At 67.7% G+C, this 21,252-nt stretch carries 18 protein-coding genes and 1 rRNA gene; 3 read left to right on the top strand and 16 right to left on the bottom strand.

Annotated features, from left to right (window positions below; translation table 11 throughout):
- Positions 1 to 18 precede the first annotated feature (18 nt).
- From AC1DFR_RS04635 to AC1DFR_RS04620, 4 genes are all read right to left on the bottom strand, one after another.
- A 16S ribosomal RNA gene (locus tag AC1DFR_RS04635) occupies positions 19 to 1,456 on the bottom strand.
- 517 nt (positions 1,457 to 1,973) lie between these two features.
- Positions 1,974 to 3,287, bottom strand: coding sequence for a tyrosine--tRNA ligase (gene tyrS, locus AC1DFR_RS04630; RefSeq protein WP_476872819.1), 1,314 nt, complete (start codon positions 3,285 to 3,287; stop codon positions 1,974 to 1,976).
- A gap of 60 nt (positions 3,288 to 3,347) precedes the next feature.
- Positions 3,348 to 5,576, bottom strand: coding sequence for a HelD family protein (locus AC1DFR_RS04625; protein WP_476849486.1), 2,229 nt, complete (start codon positions 5,574 to 5,576; stop codon positions 3,348 to 3,350).
- Positions 5,577 to 5,723: 147 nt separating this feature from the next.
- Entirely contained in the window at positions 5,724 to 6,245 is a 522-nt protein-coding gene (locus AC1DFR_RS04620) for an adenine phosphoribosyltransferase (RefSeq protein ID WP_243181808.1), read from the bottom strand.
- Between the two features lie 187 nt (positions 6,246 to 6,432).
- Here AC1DFR_RS04620 and AC1DFR_RS04615 point away from each other — a divergent pair, with 187 nt between their 5' ends.
- Positions 6,433 to 7,059: a GNAT family N-acetyltransferase gene (locus AC1DFR_RS04615; protein ID WP_476859011.1), complete on the top strand. Its 627-nt coding sequence runs from the start codon at positions 6,433 to 6,435 to the stop codon at positions 7,057 to 7,059.
- Here the strand turns inward: AC1DFR_RS04615 and AC1DFR_RS04610 are convergent.
- Together AC1DFR_RS04610 and AC1DFR_RS04605 are read right to left on the bottom strand one after the other, a co-directional pair.
- Positions 7,056 to 7,649, bottom strand: a complete 594-nt coding sequence (locus AC1DFR_RS04610; RefSeq protein WP_476859012.1) for a hypothetical protein — start codon at positions 7,647 to 7,649, stop codon at positions 7,056 to 7,058. The genes AC1DFR_RS04615 and AC1DFR_RS04610 overlap by 4 nt on opposite strands.
- A gap of 73 nt (positions 7,650 to 7,722) precedes the next feature.
- Positions 7,723 to 8,412 (bottom strand): DNA-3-methyladenine glycosylase, encoded by a 690-nt coding sequence (locus AC1DFR_RS04605; RefSeq protein ID WP_476871998.1) that lies wholly within the window; start codon positions 8,410 to 8,412, stop codon positions 7,723 to 7,725.
- Positions 8,413 to 8,502: 90 nt separating this feature from the next.
- Here AC1DFR_RS04605 and AC1DFR_RS04600 point away from each other — a divergent pair, with 90 nt between their 5' ends.
- Both AC1DFR_RS04600 and AC1DFR_RS04595 read left to right on the top strand, forming a co-directional pair.
- Complete coding sequence (locus tag AC1DFR_RS04600) at positions 8,503 to 10,038, top strand: AlkA N-terminal domain-containing protein (RefSeq protein ID WP_476871999.1); 1,536 nt, start codon at positions 8,503 to 8,505, stop codon at positions 10,036 to 10,038.
- Positions 10,035 to 10,553, top strand: a complete 519-nt coding sequence (locus AC1DFR_RS04595; protein ID WP_230010645.1) for a methylated-DNA--[protein]-cysteine S-methyltransferase — start codon at positions 10,035 to 10,037, stop codon at positions 10,551 to 10,553. The genes AC1DFR_RS04600 and AC1DFR_RS04595 overlap by 4 nt, the downstream gene beginning before the upstream one ends.
- A gap of 90 nt (positions 10,554 to 10,643) precedes the next feature.
- Here the strand turns inward: AC1DFR_RS04595 and AC1DFR_RS04590 are convergent, their stop codons facing one another.
- The 10 genes from AC1DFR_RS04590 to argC all read right to left on the bottom strand — a co-directional run bounded on the left by AC1DFR_RS04590 (position 10,644) and on the right by argC (position 21,126).
- Positions 10,644 to 11,381: a maleylpyruvate isomerase family mycothiol-dependent enzyme gene (locus AC1DFR_RS04590; protein WP_476872000.1), complete on the bottom strand. Its 738-nt coding sequence runs from the start codon at positions 11,379 to 11,381 to the stop codon at positions 10,644 to 10,646.
- A gap of 57 nt (positions 11,382 to 11,438) precedes the next feature.
- The gene (locus tag AC1DFR_RS04585) at positions 11,439 to 11,975 is read right to left on the bottom strand and encodes a pyridoxine/pyridoxamine 5'-phosphate oxidase (RefSeq protein WP_476859015.1); all 537 of its coding nucleotides are present in this window, start codon (positions 11,973 to 11,975) and stop codon (positions 11,439 to 11,441) included.
- A 178-nt stretch (positions 11,976 to 12,153) separates the two neighbouring features.
- Complete coding sequence (argH, locus tag AC1DFR_RS04580; protein ID WP_476872818.1) at positions 12,154 to 13,581, bottom strand: argininosuccinate lyase; 1,428 nt, start codon at positions 13,579 to 13,581, stop codon at positions 12,154 to 12,156.
- Positions 13,582 to 13,586: 5 nt separating this feature from the next.
- Positions 13,587 to 14,792 (bottom strand): argininosuccinate synthase, encoded by a 1,206-nt coding sequence (locus AC1DFR_RS04575; RefSeq protein WP_028277269.1) that lies wholly within the window; start codon positions 14,790 to 14,792, stop codon positions 13,587 to 13,589.
- A 107-nt stretch (positions 14,793 to 14,899) separates the two neighbouring features.
- Entirely contained in the window at positions 14,900 to 15,430 is a 531-nt protein-coding gene (locus AC1DFR_RS04570) for an arginine repressor (protein WP_079551248.1), read from the bottom strand.
- Positions 15,430 to 16,473 carry an ornithine carbamoyltransferase gene (gene argF, locus AC1DFR_RS04565; protein ID WP_476872817.1) on the bottom strand — a complete coding sequence of 348 codons (1,044 nt, stop codon included), beginning with the start codon at positions 16,471 to 16,473 and terminating at the stop codon, positions 15,430 to 15,432. The genes AC1DFR_RS04570 and argF overlap by 1 nt, the downstream gene beginning before the upstream one ends.
- Positions 16,470 to 17,765: an acetylornithine transaminase gene (locus AC1DFR_RS04560; RefSeq protein WP_476872832.1), complete on the bottom strand. Its 1,296-nt coding sequence runs from the start codon at positions 17,763 to 17,765 to the stop codon at positions 16,470 to 16,472. The genes argF and AC1DFR_RS04560 overlap by 4 nt, the downstream gene beginning before the upstream one ends.
- A gap of 149 nt (positions 17,766 to 17,914) precedes the next feature.
- A complete protein-coding gene (gene argB / locus AC1DFR_RS04555) occupies positions 17,915 to 18,847 on the bottom strand; it encodes an acetylglutamate kinase (RefSeq protein WP_223917243.1) in 933 nt (310 codons plus the stop codon).
- 72 nt (positions 18,848 to 18,919) lie between these two features.
- On the bottom strand, positions 18,920 to 20,086 hold the full coding sequence (gene argJ, locus AC1DFR_RS04550; protein WP_476872001.1) for a bifunctional glutamate N-acetyltransferase/amino-acid acetyltransferase ArgJ: 1,167 nt from the start codon (positions 20,084 to 20,086) through the stop codon (positions 18,920 to 18,922).
- Positions 20,083 to 21,126 (bottom strand): N-acetyl-gamma-glutamyl-phosphate reductase, encoded by a 1,044-nt coding sequence (argC, locus tag AC1DFR_RS04545; RefSeq protein ID WP_476872002.1) that lies wholly within the window; start codon positions 21,124 to 21,126, stop codon positions 20,083 to 20,085. The genes argJ and argC overlap by 4 nt, the downstream gene beginning before the upstream one ends.
- Positions 21,127 to 21,252 lie beyond the last annotated feature (126 nt).

Here is a 21,252-nt window from a genome sequence, read left to right as displayed (position 1 = left end):
GTTGTAGGTGCTCCTTAGAAAGGAGGTGATCCAGCCGCACCTTCCGGTACGGCTACCTTGTTACGACTTAGTCCCAATCGCCAGTCCCACCTTCGACAGCTCCCTCCCACAAGGGGTTAGGCCACCGGCTTCGGGTGTTACCAACTTTCGTGACTTGACGGGCGGTGTGTACAAGGCCCGGGAACGTATTCACCGCAGCGTTGCTGATCTGCGATTACTAGCGACTCCGACTTCATGGGGTCGAGTTGCAGACCCCAATCCGAACTGAGACCGGCTTTTTGGGATTAGCTCCACCTCACAGTATCGCAACCCTTTGTACCGGCCATTGTAGCATGCGTGAAGCCCAAGACATAAGGGGCATGATGATTTGACGTCGTCCCCACCTTCCTCCGAGTTGACCCCGGCAGTCTCCCATGAGTCCCCGCCATTACGCGCTGGCAACATGGAACGAGGGTTGCGCTCGTTGCGGGACTTAACCCAACATCTCACGACACGAGCTGACGACAACCATGCACCACCTGTGAACCGGCCCCAAAGGGGAAGGACTGTTTCCAGCCCGGTCCGGCCCATGTCAAGCCTTGGTAAGGTTCTTCGCGTTGCATCGAATTAATCCGCATGCTCCGCCGCTTGTGCGGGCCCCCGTCAATTCCTTTGAGTTTTAGCCTTGCGGCCGTACTCCCCAGGCGGGGCACTTAATGCGTTAGCTACGGCGCGGAAAACGTGGAATGTCCCCCACACCTAGTGCCCAACGTTTACGGCATGGACTACCAGGGTATCTAATCCTGTTCGCTCCCCATGCTTTCGCTCCTCAGCGTCAGTTAATGCCCAGAGACCTGCCTTCGCCATCGGTGTTCCTCCTGATATCTGCGCATTTCACCGCTACACCAGGAATTCCAGTCTCCCCTACATCACTCTAGTCTGCCCGTACCCACCGCAGATCCGGAGTTGAGCCCCGGACTTTCACGGCAGACGCGACAAACCGCCTACGAGCTCTTTACGCCCAATAATTCCGGATAACGCTTGCGCCCTACGTATTACCGCGGCTGCTGGCACGTAGTTAGCCGGCGCTTCTTCTGCAGGTACCGTCACTTTCGCTTCTTCCCTACTGAAAGAGGTTTACAACCCGAAGGCCGTCATCCCTCACGCGGCGTCGCTGCATCAGGCTTGCGCCCATTGTGCAATATTCCCCACTGCTGCCTCCCGTAGGAGTCTGGGCCGTGTCTCAGTCCCAGTGTGGCCGGTCACCCTCTCAGGCCGGCTACCCGTCGTCGCCTTGGTGAGCCATTACCTCACCAACAAGCTGATAGGCCGCGAGTCCATCCAAAACCACAATAAAGCTTTCCACCCCCCACCATGCGATGAGGAGTCATATCCGGTATTCGGATCATCGTTCGACTTGCATGTGTTAAGCACGCCGCCAGCGTTCATCCTGAGCCAGGATCAAACTCTCCGTTGAAGTAAAACAGACACAACATGCGCCCCCGGGAAAACGGGATRCACACGCTGCACAAAATTTGAAACCAGCCAAATAACACCAGACCACACCACGGGGTGGCGGGCCCGGCAAATTCAACCAATTCAATACAATAAATTGGTATCAACAAACTTGGCACACTATTGAGTTCTCAAACAACAGACACATTCGAATACTTGCCGAAACAATTCATTTCCATGAATTCTTTATTCCGTTTTTTCTTCGCTGCGATGTTTACAGCTTATTTCATTCATTTCCACTTTGCAAATTCGCGATTTTCATCGGAATTTCGCTTTGCGGAGCGAATCCGCCCAGCAGAATTGAAGCAATTTTCATTATGTGCGCCTGGCGCATGAAGAATTGCTTCTCATTTGTGGGGGTTTGTCACCACTCAACGGCGGCAACTCAGAAAACAATACACGCTCCTTCCCGGCCGTGCAAATCGGCCGGGAAGGAGCGTGCAGGTGCGTTTTCGGTACCAGTCAGGATCCCGTGCTGGTCAGGGCGCGGCGACTTCCACCGTTGCCAGGTTCTTCTTGCCCCGGCGCAGAAGCAGGTAGCGCCCGTGCAGCAACTCGCTGGCCGCAATAACGGCGTCGGGGTCAGATACCTTCGCATTGTTGACGTAGGCGCCGCCCTCCCCCACAGTGCGGCGTGCGGCGGACTTGCTCTCAGACAGACCGGAGGCGACCAGCAGCTCGATGATGCCCAGGGCGCCGGCGTCAACCGTGGCGGAGGGCAGCTCGGAGGTTGCCGCCTTCAGTGTCGCTTCGTCCAGTACGGAGAGGTCGCCGTTGCCGAACACCGCGGCGGAAGCCGCAATGACCTTCTCGGTGGCGTCCACGCCATGGACGAGCGAAGTCACCTCGTAGGCCAGCTTTCGCTGGCCCTCGCGGGCGAAGGGCCGTTCGGCGATCGCGAGCTCCAGTTCCTCAATCTCGGCGCGGCTCAGGAAGGTGAACACTTTGAGTCGGTCCGCGACGTCGGCGTCCGCCGTGTTGAGCCAGAACTGGTAGAACGCGTACGGGCTGCACATGGTTGGATCCAGCCAGATCGCGTTGCCCTCGCTCTTGCCGAACTTGGTGCCGTCAGAGTTGGTGATGAGCGGCGTTCCCAGGGCGTGGACGTGCTTGCCCTCAACCTTGCGGATGAGCTCGGTGCCACTGGTGAGGTTGCCCCACTGATCCGAGCCGCCGGTCTGCAGCATGCAAGCGTAGTCGCGGAACAACTGAAGGTAGTCCATGCCCTGCAGGATCTGGTAGCTGAACTCCGTGTAGCTGATGCCTTCGTCGGAACTGAGGCGGGAGGCAACGGCGTCCTTGCGGAGCATGGTGCCGACACGGTAGTGCTTGCCGATCTCGCGCAGGAAGTCGATGGCGCTCAGGGGCGCCGTCCAGTCCAGGTTGTTGACCATCCGGGCCGCGTTGTCGCCCTCGAAGCTCAGGAACCGACGGACCTGGGCCTGAAGGTAGCCCACCCACTCGGACACGGTGTCCTTCGTGTTCAGGGTGCGTTCCGCCGTCGGACGCGGATCACCGATCAAGCCCGTGGAGCCGCCCACAAGTCCGAGCGGCTTGTGGCCGGCCAGCTGGATCCGGCGCATGAGCAGCAGCTGGACCAGGTTGCCCAGATGCAGGCTCGGTGCGGTCGGATCGAAGCCGCAGTAATACGTCACGGGGTCGCCGGCGAGGAGCTTTTCGAGCTCCGCCTCATCCGTGGAGACGTGGACAAGGCCGCGCCATTTCAGCTCCTGCCAGATATTGGCAAAGCTGGGATCGTTCTGCTGGGCATCGAGAATATTTAGCTGGGACACGGAATCTAAGTTAGCAGGATCAACCGGGCCGCAGCGCAGGTGACGCCCGCCGGCCCGGGCCTACTCCTCGATGCCTGCCGGGACTCCGGCGGCGGCGATGAGCCGCAAGCGCTGGGTGGGCCGGGTCATGGCCACGTACAGGTCACCCACCCGGCCGTGCTCGTGGTTGAGCATGTCGGTCGGTTCCAGGACCACGACGCCGTCGAATTCCAGCCCCTTCGCCTCGCGGGGACTGATCACCACGATGTCCTGCGCGTAACTCCCGGCGCCCGTCCCGACCCGGTGGCCGTACACGGCCCGCAGTGCCGCGCTGGCCTCGGGGAGAAGGCCGCCGTCGGCGATGACTGCCAGCAGGCCGCCCTCGATGGCGTCCAGTTCCTCCGGAAGCACCTCGACGAGCTTGTTGACGATCTGGCCCTGGCCGACTTTGTCGATGACCGGGGACCAGCGCCCTTCCCGCACGGCCTTGGGCGCCGAAACCACCAGTCCGGCCGCGGTCGCCATGCGGGCGGCGGCCTCGGCGATCTGGGACGGGGTGCGGTAGTTGACGGTCAGCTCCTCGAGCTGCCAGCGGTCGCCAAACATGGGGCCCAGGGCGCTGTGCCAGGAGTTGGCGCCGGCAACAGAACTGGTCTGCGCGATGTCGCCCACGATCGTAAAGGACTTCAGCGGGCAGCGGCGGACCAGCAGCCGCCACTGCATGGGTGACAGCTCCTGCGCTTCGTCCACCACAATGTGCCCGAAGGCCCAGGAACGGTCCGTGGTGGCACGCTCGGCAGCGGTCAGCCGCGTCTCACGCTCCTGGTTCTGGTCCACCAGGTCTTCGGCCGTGACAAGGACGTCCACACCGGCGGTTTCCATGTTGACCAGGGTCTGCTTGGCGTTGGCCAGGTCGCGGGCCCGGTCTTGTTCCTGCTGCGCCAGGCCGCGCCCGGCGGCGGCATCAAGCTCGCCGAGCAATTCGGCAGCCTCGTCCAGCAGCGGAACGTCGGACTCGGTCCAGGGCGAATCGGCCGGGCGGAGCAGCAGCGCGCGTTCTTCCGGGCTGAGGTTCGGGGTGCATGCCTCGAGGATGGCCGGCTTGCTGAGCAGCTCCCCCACGAGTTTCTCCGGGGTCATCGGCATCCAGCACAGGTTCAGGGCGATCCGGACATCCCGGGCCGAGCGGACATCCTCCGCCAGGTAGGAGCGGTCGGCGTTGTTGCCGATGTTGCCTGCCTCCACCAGCTCCGTCATCTGCTCGGTCAATTCGCGGAGCAGGATCTTGACGAAGGAGACGCGGGCCTCGTTGTGCGGTTTGCCCGTGGCGCGCGCCCTCTCCTTGGCGCGGCGGACCTGCCTGGGTGTGAGGACCAGTTTGCGGCCGTCCACCTCAAGGGTCCGGTTTCCGGCCGGAATGCGCTGCCGGTTGGCCACGGCGTTGGCGACCACCTCGGCCATGTCGAGCCGGCCCTTGATGGCGGCGACGGCGGAGTCCGGCTCGGCCACGGCGGTGATGCCGGGCATCAGCCGGCCCAGGCTCGCCATGACGACGCCGGTCTCGCCGAGCGAGGGCAGCACGCGTTCGATGTACTTCATGAAGGACGACGTCGGCCCCACCAGCAGGACGCCGGCGCTCTTGAGCCGGTCCCGGTGCGTGTAGAGCAGGTACGCGGCGCGGTGCAGGGCGACAGCGGTCTTGCCCGTGCCCGGGCCACCCTGGACCACGAGGGCGCCGGAGATGGAGGAACGGATGATCCGGTCCTGCTCGGACTGGATGGTGCCGACGATGTCTGACATCCGGCCCGTCCGCTTGGAGTTCAGGGCAGCCAGCAGGGCACCCTCGCCCTGGAGCGAATCGTTGTCGGCGAGCATGCCGGCGTCGAGCACGTCATCCTCGATTGCCTTGACCTCGCGGCCCTGCAGGATCAGGTGGCGACGGCGGCGGACGCCCTGCCGGTCGAATGCCGTGGCCTGGTAGAAATGGCCGGCCTCGGGCGCACGCCAGTCCACCATGAGCCGCTGCAGGTCCTCGGTGGTCAAGCCGATGCGGCCGATGTACTGGGCCTCCCCGGAGTCCAGGTCCAGGCGGCCGAACACGAGCCGGTCATCGACGGCGTCGAGCTGGGCGAGACGGTCCTCGTAGAGGGCGGCGAAGGCATCACGTTCGGAAACGTTCTGCATGGTGCCCACGGCACCGGCCCGGCGCACCTGGGCCAGCTGGGTGCGCTTCTCCGCCCGCAACTCATCGAGCCGGGCGTAAAGTCCGGCCACATAGTCGCGTTCATGGGCCAAATCAGCGTCGTGCATCGAACGTTCCCCTATCGAAAAAGACAGACCCACCATTCTACAGCCATTTCGGCGGCACGGCTGTTGCATGTCGCCGAACAATGCCAAGGCAGTCTTCGTCAGGGAATTCTACCGACACGTCCCGGATGGTCCAGCCCGGCAGGCCCGCTAGATCCGCAACAGGGACCGGACGTTGTGGCCGGTCAGGGCCGTGCGGCCGCCAAGATCGTCGAGTTCCATGACCACACCGATGCCGGCCACGTGGATCCCGCACCGCTCGAACAGCCGCGCCGCGGCGCCGAGCGTGCCGCCCGTGGCGAGCACGTCGTCGAGGATCAGCACCCGGCTCCCCGGCGCCAGGTCCGTGGTGTGCAGCTCAAGGGTGGCGGTGCCGTACTCCAGGGCGTAGTCCTCGGAGAACACCTCGCGCGGAAGCTTGCCGGCCTTGCGAACCGTGATGACCCCGGTCCCGGTGGCGTAGGCGGCGGCCGCCGCGAGCAGGAAGCCGCGGGCCTCCACTCCGGCGACGGCGTCGAACTGGCCCTGGAAAGGTCCCACCAGGGCATCGACGACGGCCCCGAAGGCGGCGCCGTCGGCGAACACCGGGGTCAGGTCCTTGAAGCTGACCCCTGGTTTGGGATAGTCCGGGATGGTGGCGCACAGGCTCTTGATCAGCTCATCCACCGGCATTGCAGTCGTCGTCTGGTTCGGGTCGCTTTGATTCACCCATCCACCTTACTGGCTGGTAGCGGGAAGCCTCCCGGGCCCCGGCCTCCCGGCCCGCCAGCTCCGCGGCAACCCGCCGGCCATCGAATGTTCACGCTGTCGGTGCCGGATTCGCCGCCCCTGTCCATCCCGCCGGTGATTGAATGCTCGAATGCGACACGAAATCGTCCTCTCCGGCCATGGGATTCGGCTGGTTCCGCTGGCCCCGCACCATGCGGCAGGCCTCTTCGATTTTGTGGACGCCGGCATGTGGGCAGGCATGGCGGCGCCGATGCCGGGGACTGCCCGCGAGCTGGCGGCGCTGTTCCGGTCACGGCTGGAGGATCCCGCCACCATCCCGTTCGCCGTGACGGACGGGCGCACAGGGGCCCTGCTGGGCACGACGTCCCTCCGCGACTACGTTCCGGACCAGCAACGCCTGGAAATCGGCGGAACATTCTACGGGCGGCAGTTCTGGGGCAGCCACGTCAATCCGGCGAGCAAGCACATGCTCCTCGCCTACGCCTATGAGGTACTGGAAGTGGACCGGGTGGCTTTCCGCTGCGACGCCCGCAACACCCGGAGCGCGACGGCGATCGAACGCCTCGGCGCACAATTCGAGGGGGTCCTCCGCGGCCACCGCGCGGCGCCAGGCGGGGGACGCGCGGACACCGCCGTCTTCTCGATCCTCTCGCAGGAGTGGCCGCACGTGCGCGAGGACCTGCGGCGCCGGCTCGCCCCCTTCGCCGTCGGCGCCGGCTACTCGCTGGGCAGCTTCGCAGCAACCTGGAACCCCTAATCCCCTGCCGCTGGAGGCAAGGCGTCCGGCTCCGGCGGGCGCAGGAGTTCGTTGGCAAGCCCGTAGGAGACGATGTCCAGCGCTTTTCGGAGCGCGCGTTCGGCGTCGAACCGCCCGGCTGCCACGCGGCTCAGCCGGGCGTAGTCCCCGGCCCATCCGGACCGGCGGAACCTGTCGGCGTCACCGTGAAGGAGCCGTCCATAGAGGACGTCCTCGAACAAGTCATGGTCGGCCAGGGCGATTTCGGCCATCAGCGCCTCGCGGTCCCGGATCATGCCGTTGGTGAACATCCCGGCCGCTTCCGCTGCGCCTTGGGCTAGCCGGGAGTCCGCCGAGTAGTTGCACAGGCGCAGCGCCCGCACCACGAGTTTGAGCGAAACGTGTTCTTCGGGAACGATGAATTTGCGCAGCAGGGCCGCGCGGAAGAGCTCAATCCAGTGCCGGCGCTCTGCTTCGACGGAGTCCGCCGCGACCTGCCCGCCATCGGGGGTGAACAGTTCCACCATCCGGAAGTACTCGGTGGCCAGCTCCGCGAAGATCTGGAGCCGCTCCAGCTCGCTGCCCGGTTTTCCGCGCTTTCCCTCGCCCATACTGCTCCATCATCCCCCACCGCACGTGCCTGCATCAGGGCGCGGGAACGGGGCGCACACAGTGCCCGCTACCTCACGCGCCGCGGGCGCTTGGCGCCTTTGCCGGCTTTGCCGCCTTGTAGCGGGAGACGGTCGGGTCGCCGCTGAGCCAGAACCGCCAGGGGTACTCGTGGCTGCCGCCGTCGCCGGAGACGCCGACGCGCGGACCGGAGCTGATGCCCGCGGCGACCCCCTCCGGCGGGTACGCGGCCGGTTCCAGCCGGAACGGCGGCGCGAGGGCATCCCGCCCGCTGTCCGCCGTCGTCAGTCCCAGCGCGGTGGCCAGCCGGGCCGGCCCGCTCGCGAGGTCGACATCCGATTTCGACGTCGGCCGTCTGGCCCTCGCCAGCTCATGTCCCGCGACCACTTCGCCGGCCCGCAGCAGGAGCGCCGATGCCACGCCCTCGGGCCCGCACACGATATTGGCGCAATGGTGCATCCCGTACGTGAAATACACGTAGAGGTGGCCGGCCGGACCGAACATCGGGGCGTTGCGGGCCGTTTGGCCGCGAAAGGTGTGGGACCCGGGGTCAGGGTGGTGCGAATCATGCGGGCCCAGGTATGCCTCCACTTCGGTAATCCGAACCGAGACGGATCCGCCGGGCCCGTCGTGCGTCAGCACCGCGCCGAGGATCAGCGGCGCCACGTGCCGGGCATCGGCCGAGAGCAGCTCGCGGACGATCTCGGCCGCGCCGGACTGGGCAGGAAGCGGGCTGGAAGTCATGCTCAGACTTTAACAAACACCGCCGAAGGAGAGGACGGCAGTGTCCGAATTCCGCTAGCAGCTGCTCCGCGAAGCTGGCAGGATGGGGTGATGGACTTCTGGCAGCGCTACCGGGCAATCGATGCCCGGGACACCCGATTCGACGGGCAGTTCTACACAGCTGTCCGGACCACCGGCATCTATTGCCGGCCCTCGTGCCCCGCGCGGACGCCCAAGGCGGACAATGTCACGTTCTATGAAACGTCCGCCGCGGCGCACGACGCCGGCTACCGTGCGTGCAAACGCTGCCTGCCCGAGGCCGTGCCGGGTACGCCGGCCTGGAACGTGCGCTCCGATATCGCCGGCCGGGCCATGCGGCTCATCAATGACGGCGTGATCAACCGCGACGGCGTCGAGGGGCTCGCGGCCCGGCTCGGATACTCCTCGCGCCAGCTCAATCGGATCCTCAGCCACGAACTCGGCGCCGGCCCACTGTCCCTGGCACGGGCGAGCCGCGCCCAGACCGCCCGCACCCTGCTGGTCTCCACCGCCATGAAAGTCTCGGACATCGCCTTCGCCGCCGGATTCAGCAGCGTGCGCCAGTTCAACGAGACCATCGGCGAGGTCTTTGCGATGACGCCTTCCGCGCTCCGGGCCACAGCCAGGCATCACCGCTCCCCCGCGGCGACCACAGCGCTCACACTCAACCTTCCGTACCGCGAACCGTTCGACCCGGGCGTCTTTGATTTTTTGGCAGTCCGCGCCATCCCCGGGATCGAGGAAGGTACCTCCACTTCCTACGCCCGGACCCTGCGGCTGACGCACGGCGATGCCCGCTTCCGCGTGGATTACGACGCCGGCGCGCCCGGGCGTCCGCTCGTGCTGACCATCGGCGCCGTCGACCTCCGGGATCTGGCCGCCCTGCTGAGCAGGGTCCGCCGGCTGCTGGACCTGGACGCCGATCCGGTCGCCATCGATGCCGCCCTCGAGGCCGACTCCCGGCTGGCCGCCGCGGTGGCGCGCACGCCGGGCATGCGGATGCCCGGCGCCGTTGATCCGCAGGAGCTGCTGATCCGGGCGATGATCGGCCAACAGATCACCGTGGCCGCCGCGCGGACCGCCCTGGTCCAGCTTTCCGCGGTCGGAAGCGCGAGCCTGGTGCCCGACGACGGCCTCCACCGGCTTTTCCCGACGGCCGAGCAGATCGCCGGGACCGGCTTCGAACTGCTCCGAGGCCCGCAGCGGCGGATCGATGCTGTCCGGGGCGCCGCGGCGGCGATGGCCTCGGGCGACCTCGACTTCGGCTACGGCGATGACGTGCAGGGGCTGGAGGCCAAACTCCTGCCCCTGGCCGGCGTCGGGCCGTGGACCGTGGGATACGTCGCGATGCGGGTCATCGGCGCGCCGGATGTGTTCCTGGCCAACGACGCCGCGGTCCGCAACGGCATCCGTTCACTCGCCGAGACCCCCGACGGCGCCACCCTTACCCCGGATTTCCGTGAGGTCAGCCCCTGGCGCTCCTACGCCACCATGCACCTGTGGCGCGCAGCAGCGGCTGCCCAGGCCGCGGCGCGCAAGCCGTCCCTGCCGCCGAGGCAGGCTCCAACGCAGAACCACAAGCAGACTCCGAAGGAAGCGAAACCATGAAAGCCCAGCTGTTGACCATGTCCACCCCGGACGGTCCGTTCACCATCATTGCCCGGGACGGGGCTGTCTTGTCGTCGGGCTGGACCGCCGTTCCCGGCGAGCTGACCGGCCAGATCCACGCTGACCTGCTTCCGGCCGAATTCGAGACCGTCACCGGGCTCGGCGGGATCTCCGAAGCCGTGGAGGCGTTCTATGCCGGCGATCCGGAGCCGGCCATGGGGGTGCCGGTGCTGCAGAAGTCCGGTCCGTTCCGCAGTCATGCCTGGGACGTGCTGCGCACGGTCGCGCCGGGGCGCCCGGTGACCTACACGGAGTACGCGGAGCTGTCCGGCAACGCCAAGGCCGTCCGGGCGGCGGCCAGTGCCTGTGCCTTCAACGCGGCGGCACTGTTTGTTCCCTGCCACCGCGTCATCCGCACCGACGGGACCTTGGGCGGCTTCCGCTGGGGGCTGGCCGTCAAGGGCAGCCTGTTGGACCGGGAGCGCGAAGCAGCCCTCGCGACGGCACGGGCCTAGGCCCTATTCCATAGCCTGCCGGACCCAGGCGTGCTCAGTTGTTGACGGGCGCACCGTGTGCGAGGGACGGCCTGCCGGACCCGGGCGGGCTTAGTTGTTGACCGGAACGCCGGCAGGCCAGGGCAGCAGCTTCGGAAGGTCGACGCCGTCGGCCGCGGCGGTGGCGCGCAGGCTGCCGAGGGTGGGGTTGCGGCCGGCGAGCCACGCGGCGATGTCCGTGAGCATGCCGTTGATCACGGTCGAGGTTCCGCCGCTCCCGATGGCCACCGCGGGCAGGCCAAGTGGCTGCAGCACGAAGCGCTGGCCCTCGGGTACCCGGGCGGAGAGGAAATCGAAAAGGTGCCCGCAGAACGGGCGGCTCCAGGTTTCCGGTCCGTGGCCGGTGCCGAGATCGGCGGCATGGATGACGAGTTCGCGCCACAGTGCCAGGCCGCCGTCGAACACGACTCCTCCGCGGTAGGTGATGGGCTCACGCCAGCCGGCCGCGTCGAGGGAGTCGAAGGCGCGCAGGGCCCGGTCCAACGCCGCGTCGAGGTCGGCCCGGTGCTGCCCGAGGCTGTGGCCGGCCGCCATCTCGATGGCGCGGTTGCGCCCCTCGAAGCCGCCGTCATAGAGTTCGACGCCCTCACCGCGGGCGGCATATTCGAGCTGCCGGCCCATTGCGTTGGCGATCCCGCAGATGTGGGCCAGCACGTGCCCGCGGCTCCAGCCGGGCAGTTCCGACGGCGCTTTGATGTCCTGTTCCGTCAGTTTCGCGGCGATTCCGGCCACGACTCCGGCGGCGCGGTGCAGTTCTGCCCGAAGGTTCTCTGGTGTGATTGAGGTCATGGCGCCCATCCTAAACCGAGCCACCCGATTAAGTCGGATTAACTGAGCGTTGCCCGGTCAGCGGGGCGCGTAGCGGTGCCGGATGTGCCGGCGGTCGTGCCGGGCCTGCCAGAATTCGATTTCGCGCGGCCGGAGGGCGTAGAGCTGCCAGTCTGTGTTTTCATTGTTTGCATTTTCGCTGCCGTCGGCGCCGGGCCGGGCCCGCCAGTCGGCGGCCGAGGCTTCCGCCGACAGCTCCACGACGTCCCCGGCCACGCGGACCTGGCGGCCCTGCTGTTGCCAGAAGAAGTTCAGCGCCGCATGCGGGTTGGCCGTGAGCTCTTTTCCCTTGCGGGATTCCCTGGAGGTTGCGAAGTGCCAGCCGTCGGCGTCGATGTCCTTCAGGATCAGCATCCGCGACGACGGCCGGCCGTGCTCGTCGGCGGTGGCCAGGCTGCACGCGTTGGGCTGCGGCACCCCGGCCGCCAGGGCCTCGTCCAGCCACAGCCGGAACAGCTCCGCGGGGTCCGCAGGCGCCGCCGCAGGGTCGAAGTCCGGGAGCACTTCCGGGAAGTCGGGCAGGGCACGCAGCAGTTGGCGGAACGATTCGCTCATGTCGCAATGCTAGCGGGGAGTTTTCGGCGGCAAACGCACAACGCTCGCTCACTTTTGGCAAGAAATCCGCCGACGCTCCTGCAGGCAATGCAGGAGCGTCGGCCGAGACGCTGCCGGAACTCCCCACCGGCACCCTAGCCTCGCAAGCTCGGCCAGGGAACCCTCTCGCGTGTGCTAATTAGCCCGCGTACTCGCGCACACCGGCGAGCTCGCCCTCGAGGGCCAGCAGCTGGCGTTCGACGGCGGCCGGTGCGGTGCCGCCCTGCGAGTTCCGGCTGTTGAGCGAACCCTCGGTGGACAGGACCGTGCGGACCTCCGGCGTCAGGTGCTCCGAGATGGCGGCGTATTCCTCGTCCGTGAGGTCCCAGAGCTCGACGCCGCGGCTTTCGGCCTGCTTGACCGCGGCGCCGGAGAGCTCGTGCGCCTCGCGGAACGGCACACCCTGGCGGACCAGCCATTCGGCGATGTCCGTCGCCAGCGCGAAACCCTGGGGCGCCAGCGCTTCCATCCGTTCGGTGTTGAACTTCAGCGTCGCGATCATCCCGGAGACTGCCGGGAGCAGGACCTCCAGGGTGTCGGCGGCGTCGAAGACCGGTTCCTTGTCCTCCTGCAGGTCGCGGTTGTACGCGAGCGGCAGGCCCTTCAGGGTGGCCAGCAGCCCGGTCAGGTTGCCGATCAGCCGGCCGGCCTTGCCGCGGGCGAGTTCGGCCACGTCCGGGTTCTTCTTCTGCGGCATGATCGAGGAGCCTGTGGAGTAGGAATCGTGCAGGGTGACGAAGGAGAATTCCTTCGTGGCCCACAGGATCACTTCCTCCGAGACCCGGGACAGGTCCACGCCGATCATGGCCGTGATCCAGGCGAACTCGGCGAAGACGTCGCGGGAGGCGGTGCCGTCGATCGAGTTGTGCGTCGCCGAGAAGAAGCCCAGGTCCGCGGCGACGGCCTCGGGGTCCAGGCCGAGCGAGGAGCCCGCCAGGGCACCGGAGCCGTAGGGCGAAACCCCGGCGCGCTTATCCCAGTCGGCCAGCCGCTGCACGTCGCGCAGCAGCGCCCAGGCGTGGGCCAGCAGGTGGTGGCTGAGCAGTACCGGCTGGGCGTGCTGCAGGTGGGTGCGGCCGGGCATGGCCACGCCCTGGTGCGCCTTGGCCTGGTCCACGAGAGCGTCAATCGTGGCGAGCACGCCGCGGGCGATGATCCGGGCGTGGTCGCGCAGGAACATCCGTCCCAGGGTGGCCACCTGGTCGTTGCGGGACCGGCCGGCGCGGAGCTTGCCGCCAAGCTGGGTACCGGCGCGCTCGATCAGGCCACGCTCGAGCGAACCGTGCACGTCCTCATCGGACTCGGCCGGCAGGTAGGCGCCGGAGGCGACGTCCTCATCCAGCTGCGTCAGGGCGGCCAGCATGCCGTCCAGTTCGGCGTCGTCCAGCAGCCCGGCCTTGTGCAGCACGCGGGCGTGCGCCTTGGACCCGGCGATGTCGTAGCGGGCCAGCCGCCAGTCGAAGTGCGTGGACTTGCTCAGCGCGGCGAGGGCGTCCGCTGGGCCGCCGGCGAACCGGCCGCCCCACAGCGCTCCCGTATTTGTAGCCTCAGACTTTTGCTCAGCCACAGGGGCTACTCTCCTGCGACGCGGATGTCGCGGCCGGAGGCAACCTTGGCGGACATGCCCCACAGCTCGATGAATCCGCGCGCCATCGACTGGTCGAACGTGTCGCCGGTGTCGTACGTGGCAAGGTCGAAGTCGTAGAGCGAGGTCTCGGAGCGGCGTCCGTTGACGATCGCCTGGCCGCCGTGCAGCACCATGCGGATGTCGCCGGAGACGTATTTCTGGGTGTCCTCGATGAAGGCGTCGAGGGAGCGCTTGAGCGGCGAGAACCACTGGCCGTCGTAGACCAGCTCGGCCCAGCGCTGGCCGACGGTCGCCTTGAAGCGGGCCTGCTCGCGCTCGATCGTGATGTCTTCGAGGTGCTTGTGCGCGGTGATGAGCGCCATGGCGCCCGGTGCCTCGTAGATCTCGCGGGACTTGATGCCCACGAGACGGTCCTCGACGACGTCGATCCGGCCCACGCCCTGGGCACCGGCGCGGCGGTTGAGTTCCTTGATGGCCTGCAGCGGGGTGACCTTGACGCCGTCGATCGCGACCGGCACGCCGGCTTCGAAGGAGATGGTGACCTCATCCGGTGCCGGCGGGAATTCCGGGGTGGCGGTGTAGTCGTAGATGTCCTTGGTGGGGGCGTTCCAGATGTCCTCGAGGTAGCCGGTTTCGACGGCGCGGCCCCAGACGTTCTGGTCGATCGAGTACGGGTTCTTCTTGGTGGTCTCGATCGGCAGTCCCTTTTCCTCGGCGAAGGCGATGGCCTTGTCGCGGGTCAGGGCGAGGTCACGGACCGGGGCGATGCACTTCAGGTCCGGGCCCAGGGTCTGGATGCCGACTTCGAAGCGGACCTGGTCGTTGCCCTTGCCGGTGCAGCCGTGGGCGACGGTGGTGGCGCCGAATTCGCGGGCGGCCTTGACCAGGTGCTTGACGATCACCGGGCGGGAGATGGCCGAGACCAGCGGGTAGTGGCCCTGGTAGAGGGCGTTGGCCTTCAGCGTGGGCACGCAGTACTCGTTGGCGAACTCGTCGCTGGCGTCGGCGACGTAGGCCTCGACGGCGCCGCAGCCCAGCGCGCGCTGGCGGATGGTCTCCAGCGATTCGCCGCCCTGTCCGACGTCGACCGCCACGGCGATGACCTCGGCGCCGGTGGCTTCACCGATCCAGCCGATGGCTACGGAAGTATCCAGGCCACCGGAGTAGGCCAGAACAATACGCTCAGTCACGGAAATGCTCCTTAGTTGTTTGGTGATGCATTAAGTCTGGGAAAAGCTCTGTTGCAAGCCTGTCACACACCCGGGTGCCCGGTCCTGTGAAGGGCTCATGGTGTGGCTTATTGGCCGGCCTCCTCGGCGAACTGCAGGAAGCGTGCGGCGATGTCCGCGCCGCCCAGGGGGTCCCGGGTGACAAGCAGGACGGTGTCGTCCCCAGCGATGGTGCCCAGAATCGAGGGCATTACGGAGTGGTCGATGGCGAGGGCCAGGAAGTTCGCGGCACCAGGCGGGGTCCGAAGCACCACGAGGTTGGCGGAGGCCTCGGCGGTGACGAGCAGTTCCCCGCACAACCGGGTCAGCCGGGCGTCGAGGATTTCCTGCGTGACGCCGCTCTTGGCCGCCCGCTCGCCGCCCTCCCCCGGGACGGCGTAGACCAGCACGCCGTCCTTGCCGCGGACCCGGACGGCGCCGAGTTCCACGAGGTCTCGTGACAGCGTGGCCTGGGTGACCTGGACGCCGTCGTCCGCGAGCAGCGCCGCGAGCTCGGCCTGGGAACGGACAGATTCGCCCGTGAGAATCGCCGTGATCCGCGCCTGCCGGGCTGTCTTGGTGGCCGGGCTGGCCCCAGGAGAGGCTGGCTGGACGGACATCAGGCCGGTCCGCCCACCGGTGCCGGACCATCGAGTGGCGCGAGCCCACCGACTGGCGCCAGACCGTCAACCACTGCCAGACCGGAGCGGTGCATGAGCCAGGCCATGAGTGCCTTCTGCGCGTGCAGCCGGTTTTCGGCCTCGTCCCAGACCACCGACTGCGGGCCGTCAATGACGTCCGCGGCGATCTCGTAGCCCCGGTAGGCCGGGAGGCAGTGCAGCACGACGGCGTCCGGCGCCGCGAGCTTCATCGCGTCGGCATCCACGGAATAGGCACGGAACAGCTTCATCCGCGCTTCCTTCTCCGCCTCCTGGCCCATGGACACCCACGTGTCGGTCGCGACGACGTCGGCGCCCAGGAGCGCTTCGGCGGGGTCAACCGTCACCAGCACCGAGCCGCCGGTCTCCGCGGCACGGTCCTCGGCGGCGGCGATGATCTCCGGCGACGGCAGGTAGCCCTCCGGTCCGGCGATACGGACGTTCATGCCCGCCGTCACGCCGGCCAGCAGGTAGGAGTTGGCCATGTTGTTGGCCGAGTCGCCCAGGTAGGCCATGGTCAGGCCCTGGAGCGAGCCTTTGTGTTCCTTGACGGTCAGCAGATCGGCCAGGAGCTGGCATGGGTGGTAGTCATCGCACAGGGCGTTGATGACCGGAACGCGGGAGTTCTCGGCCATGGCGACGAGCCCGGCGTGCGCGCCGGTGCGCCACACAATGGTGGAGACCATGCGTTCGAGCACCTTGGCAGTGTCTTCGACCGATTCTTTGTGCCCGATCTGCGCCTCGCCGGGGTTGATGATGAGCGCGTTGCCGCCCATGTCCGCGATGCCGGTGGCGAAGGAGACCCTGGTCCGGGTGGAGGTCTTGTCGAAGATGACGGCCACCGTCCGGCGGCCGTTGCCGTCTGCGGCGAAGGGCTGCACGCTGTAGGGCGCGGCCTTCATCCGGACGGCGAGCTCGAGGACCTCGGCCTGCTCGGCCGGGCTGAGGTCCGTGTCCTTGAGGAAATGTCGGGTGGGCACTGAGGCGGTCACAGCGGCGGTCACTTGGCGTCCTTTGCAGCGTTGGTCTTGGCGGTCTCGAGCAATGCGGGCAGGGCGGCCAGGAAAAGGTCTGCCTGCTCGGTGGTCAGGATCAGCGGCGGCGCCAGCCGGATGGTGCGCGGGCCCGGGCTGTTGACGATGAACCCGGCGTCGAGGCCGGCGGCCACGACGCCCGGGGCGACGTCGGCGTCGAGGTCGAAGCCGATCAGCAGCCCCTCGCCGCGGACCTCGGTCACGCCGGCGATTCCGGCGAGGCCGGCGCGCAGATGCTCCCCCAGGTTCCGGACGTGGGCCAGGATGTCCTGGTTTTCCAGGACGTGCAGGGTGGCGAGGGCGGCGGCGGTGGCCACCGGGTTGCCGCCGAAGGTCGTCCCGTGCTGGCCGGCGGTCAGCAGAGCAGACGTTTCCGGGCCGAACGTGACGAGCGCGCCGACCGGGAAGCCGCCGCCCAGGCCCTTGGCGAGGGTCACGGCGTCGGGCACGATGCCGGCGTCCTCGCTGGCCAGCCACTTGCCAGTGCGGCCGATGCCGGTCTGGACCTCGTCGAGGATCAGCAGGGCGCCGGCCGCGCTCGTGGCCTCGCGGGCCGCCTTGAGGTAGCCGGCAGGCAGCGGCCGGACGCCGGCCTCGCCCTGGATCGGTTCGAGGAAGACGGCGGCGGTGGTCTCATCAATGGCGGCGCGGAGCGCCTCGATGTCACCGAACGGGACATGCACGACGCCGCCGGGCAGCGGCGCGAATGGCGCCCGGTAGGCCTCCTTGGAGGTCAGCGCGAGGGCGCCCATGGTGCGCCCGTGGAAGGCGCCTTCGAGCGCGATGATCTTGGTGCGCGGCTTCGCTGTTTTTCCCGCGACAGTATTCTCCGCGGCCGCGGACTGGCTGGCGCCACTGTTACGGCGCGCCAGCTTGAAGGCCGCCTCGACGGCTTCGGTGCCGGAGTTGGCGAAGAACACCTTGGAGCCGGCCGGGGCCTTGGACAGTTCCAGCAGCTTCTCGGCCAGGGCGATCTGGGTGGGGCTCGTGAAGAAGTTCGAGACATGGCCCAGGGTGGCCAGCTGGCTGGAGATCACCGAGGTCACGAACGGGTGGGCGTGGCCGAGGGCGTTCACCGCGATGCCGCCGAGCAGGTCCAGGTATTCCTTGCCGTCGGCGTCCCACACGAGGCAGCCGGCGCCGCGGACCAGGACCCGCTGCGGGGTGCCGAAGACGCCCAGCAGCGAGGACGAGTAGCGGGACAGCCACTCGGCTCCGCTGCGGCTGGAAACGATTGTGGTTGCGGCGGTCTCCGCAGCGATGGGGGCCCCGCCCGTCCCCGGCCTCACCCCCTCCTCGCCAGCTCGGACGGGGACCCCGGAGGCCGTGGGCCCACCGCGGTGCCCGACCACACCCGGCCCCCCATCGCTGCTGCGGCCTTCAGCGGAATGGCTCAGTTCAGTGCTGCTCACTATGCGTTCACTTCCTCGTCGGGGACGACCTGGGTGCCGATGCCGGCGGTCGTAAAGGTTTCCAGGAGCATCGAGTGCGGCAGGCGGCCGTCCACGATGTGGGCGCGCTCGACGCCGTCGTCAATGGCCTTCAGGCACGCCGCCATCTTCGGGATCATGCCGGACTCAAGGCGCGGCAGCATCTCGCGCAGCTCCGACGCCGTCAGCGACGAAATGAGCGATGACCTGTCCGGCCAGTTGGCGTAGAGGCCTTCGACATCGGTCAGGATGACCAGCTTGGAGGCGCCCAGGGCCGACGCGACCGCGGCCGCCGCCGTGTCCGCGTTCACATTAAGTACCTGACCGGTGGTGGATCCGTCGTCGTGGATTTCCGGGGCGACGGTGGAGATCACAGGAATCCGGCCGGCCGCGAGGATGTCCACAATGCCTTCCGGGTTCACCCCGACCACCTCGCCCACCAGGCCCAGGTCCACCTCTTCGCCGTCCACCACGGTGCCGGTGCGGACGGCGCGGAGCAGGCCGCCGTCTTCGCCGGACATCCCGACGGCGTACGGGCCGTGGGAGTTGATTAGGCCCACGAGTTCGCGTCCCACCTGGCCGGTGAGGACCATCCGGACCACGTCCATGGCCTCGGGCGTGGTGACACGCAGCCCGCCCTTGAATTCGGATTCGATCCCGAGCCGGCTGAGCATGGCGTTGATCTGCGGGCCGCCGCCATGCACCACCACGGGGTGGATGCCGACGTGGTGCAGGAACACGACGTCCTCGGCGAAGGCGCGGCGGAGCTCGTCGTTGACCATGGCATTGCCGCCGTACTTGATCACCATGGTGCTGCCGGCAAAGCGCTGGATCCAGGGCAGCGCCTCGATCAGCGTGGCGGCTTTGTCCCGGGCGTCGGACTGGGAGGTGGTCTCGCGTGTCTGGGTGTTCATGCTGTTCGTCCTCTGTTCATCCCTGCTGTTCATCCCTACTGTTCATCCCTGCTGTTCATCCCTCCGGGGAGGTCAGCTGGAGTAGGCGCTGTTTTCGTGGACGTAGTCGTGGGTGAGGTCGTTGGTGAGGATCGTGGCCTCGGCCGTACCGGCCTGCAGGTCGATTTCGACCAGGACCTCGCGCGGTTCGAGGTCCACGAGGTTCCGGTCATCGCCTATGCTGCCGTTGCGGCAGATCTGCACACCGTTCATGGACACGTTCAGCCGGTCCGGTTCGAAGGCCGCGTCGGTGGTGCCGACGGCGGACAGCACGCGGCCCCAGTTGGGGTCCTTGCCGAAGATCGCGGTCTTGAACAGGTTGGAGCGGGCGACGGCGCGGCTGACGATTTCGGCGTCCCGCTCGCTCGCGGCGTTGAACGTCCGGATCGCGATGTCGTGGCTGGCGCCCTCGGCGTCGCCGATCAGTTTCCGGGCCAGCTCGGCGCAGACCTGGGTCAGGCCGGCGCCGAAGTCGGCGGCGGACGGCGCGGCACCGGAGGCGCCGGAGGCGAGCAGCACCACGGTGTCGTTGGTGGACATGCAGCCGTCCGAGTCCGCCCGGTCGAAGGTGAGCCGCGTGGCGTTGCGGAGTTCGGCGTCGAGCACGTCCGGCGGGACGTCGGCGTCCGTGGTGAGGACCACCAGCATGGTGGCCAGGCCCGGGGCCAGCATGCCGGCGCCCTTGGCCATGCCGCCGATGGTGAACTGCGTGCCGTCCGCGGCCGTGCCGGTGAAGACGGACTGCTTGGACACCGAATCCGTGGTCATGATCGCGGTGGCCGCCGCGGGGCCGCCGTCCGCGGCCAGGGCTGCGGTGGCGGAACCGATCCCGGCCAGGATTTTCTCCATGGGGAGCTGCTCGCCAATCAGTCCGGTGGAGCAGACCACGACGTCGGTGGCAGAGACGCCGAGGGCCTCGGCGGTCTTCTCCGCGGTGGTGTGCGTGTTCTGGAACCCCTGGGGCCCGGTGCAGGCGTTGGCGCCGCCGGAGTTGAGGATCACGGCATCCACGCGGCCGTCCTTGACCACTTCGCGGGACCAGTGGACGGGGGCCGCGGCGACGCGGTTGGACGTGAAGACCGCCGCGGCGGCCTTGGACGGGCCGTCGTTGACCACGAGGGCCACATCCGGCTTGCCGGAAGCCTTGAGCCCGGCCGTCACGCCGGCGGCGCGGAATCCCTGCGGTGCGGTGATGCTCACGGTGCGACTCCCTGGAGGTTGAGGCCGGCGGTTTCCGCCAGGCCGAGGGCTAGGTTCATGGACTGCACGGCCCCGCCGGCGGTCCCCTTGGTGAGGTTGTCGATGGCGCAGCACACGATCACGCGGCCGGTGTGCTCATCGAAGGCGAGCTGCATGACCGTGTGGTTAGATCCCTGGACCGATTTCGTGGAGGGCCACTGCCCCTCGGGGAGCAGGTGCACGAACGGTTCGTCGTCGTAGGCTTCGGCCCAGGCGGCACGCAGGTCTGCGGCAGTGACTCTGCGGCCTGGCTGCTGCCGCACCCTGGCGGTCGCCGTGGTGAGGATGCCGCGGCTCATCGGCGCCAGCGTGGGCGTGAAGGAGACGGTGACCGGGGCCCCCAGCGCTTTCGAGAGTCCCTGTTCGATCTCGGGGGTGTGCCGGTGTCCCCCGCCGACCCCGTAGGGGCTCATGGAGCCCATGACTTCGGCGCCGATCAGGTTGACCTTGGCAGCTTTGCCGGCCCCTGAGGTGCCGGAGGCGGAGACGATCACGACGTCGTCGCCCTCCAGCAACTGGTTGCTGAAGCCGGGAGTGAGGGCCAGCAGGGCCGAGGTCGGGTAGCAGCCGGGGACGGCGATCCGGGTGGCGTCGCGGAGGGCATCGCGCTGGCCGGGCAGTTCCGGGAGGCCGTAGGGCCAGGTTCCGGCGTGGGCCGACCCGTAGAACTTCTCCCAGGCCGCCGGGTCCTCGAGGCGGTGGTCCGCGCCGGCGTCGATGACCAGGGTCCCGGCGGGCAGCTGCGCCGCGATCTCCGCGGATGCCCCGTGCGGAAGCGCCAGGAAAACGACGTCGTGCCCGGCCAGGTTATCCACGGTGGTGTCTTCGAGAATCCGGTCCGTGAGGCCATGGAGATGCGGCTGCAATTCCCCTAGTCTGGAACCGGCGTTGCTGTGGGCCGTGATGGCGCCGATGGTGACGTCGGGATGACCGGCGAGGAGCCGCAGGACCTCGCCGCCGGCATAGCCGCTAGCCCCGGAAACGGCAACAGAAATAGTCATAAGCACGACTATACAGCAAGAGTATGCATAGATGCCGATATTTATGCATCGATGGGCGTGTGTCCAAAGCTCCCGAACGGCCCGCCGCGGAAACCCGGGGCGTATGCTTGGTAAAGGGTGATCCAG

This window comes from Arthrobacter sp. 05T410 (assembly GCF_056396505.1).
Note: the sequence above shows the minus strand (reverse complement) of the source record. Positions and strands in the feature narration are given on the sequence as shown.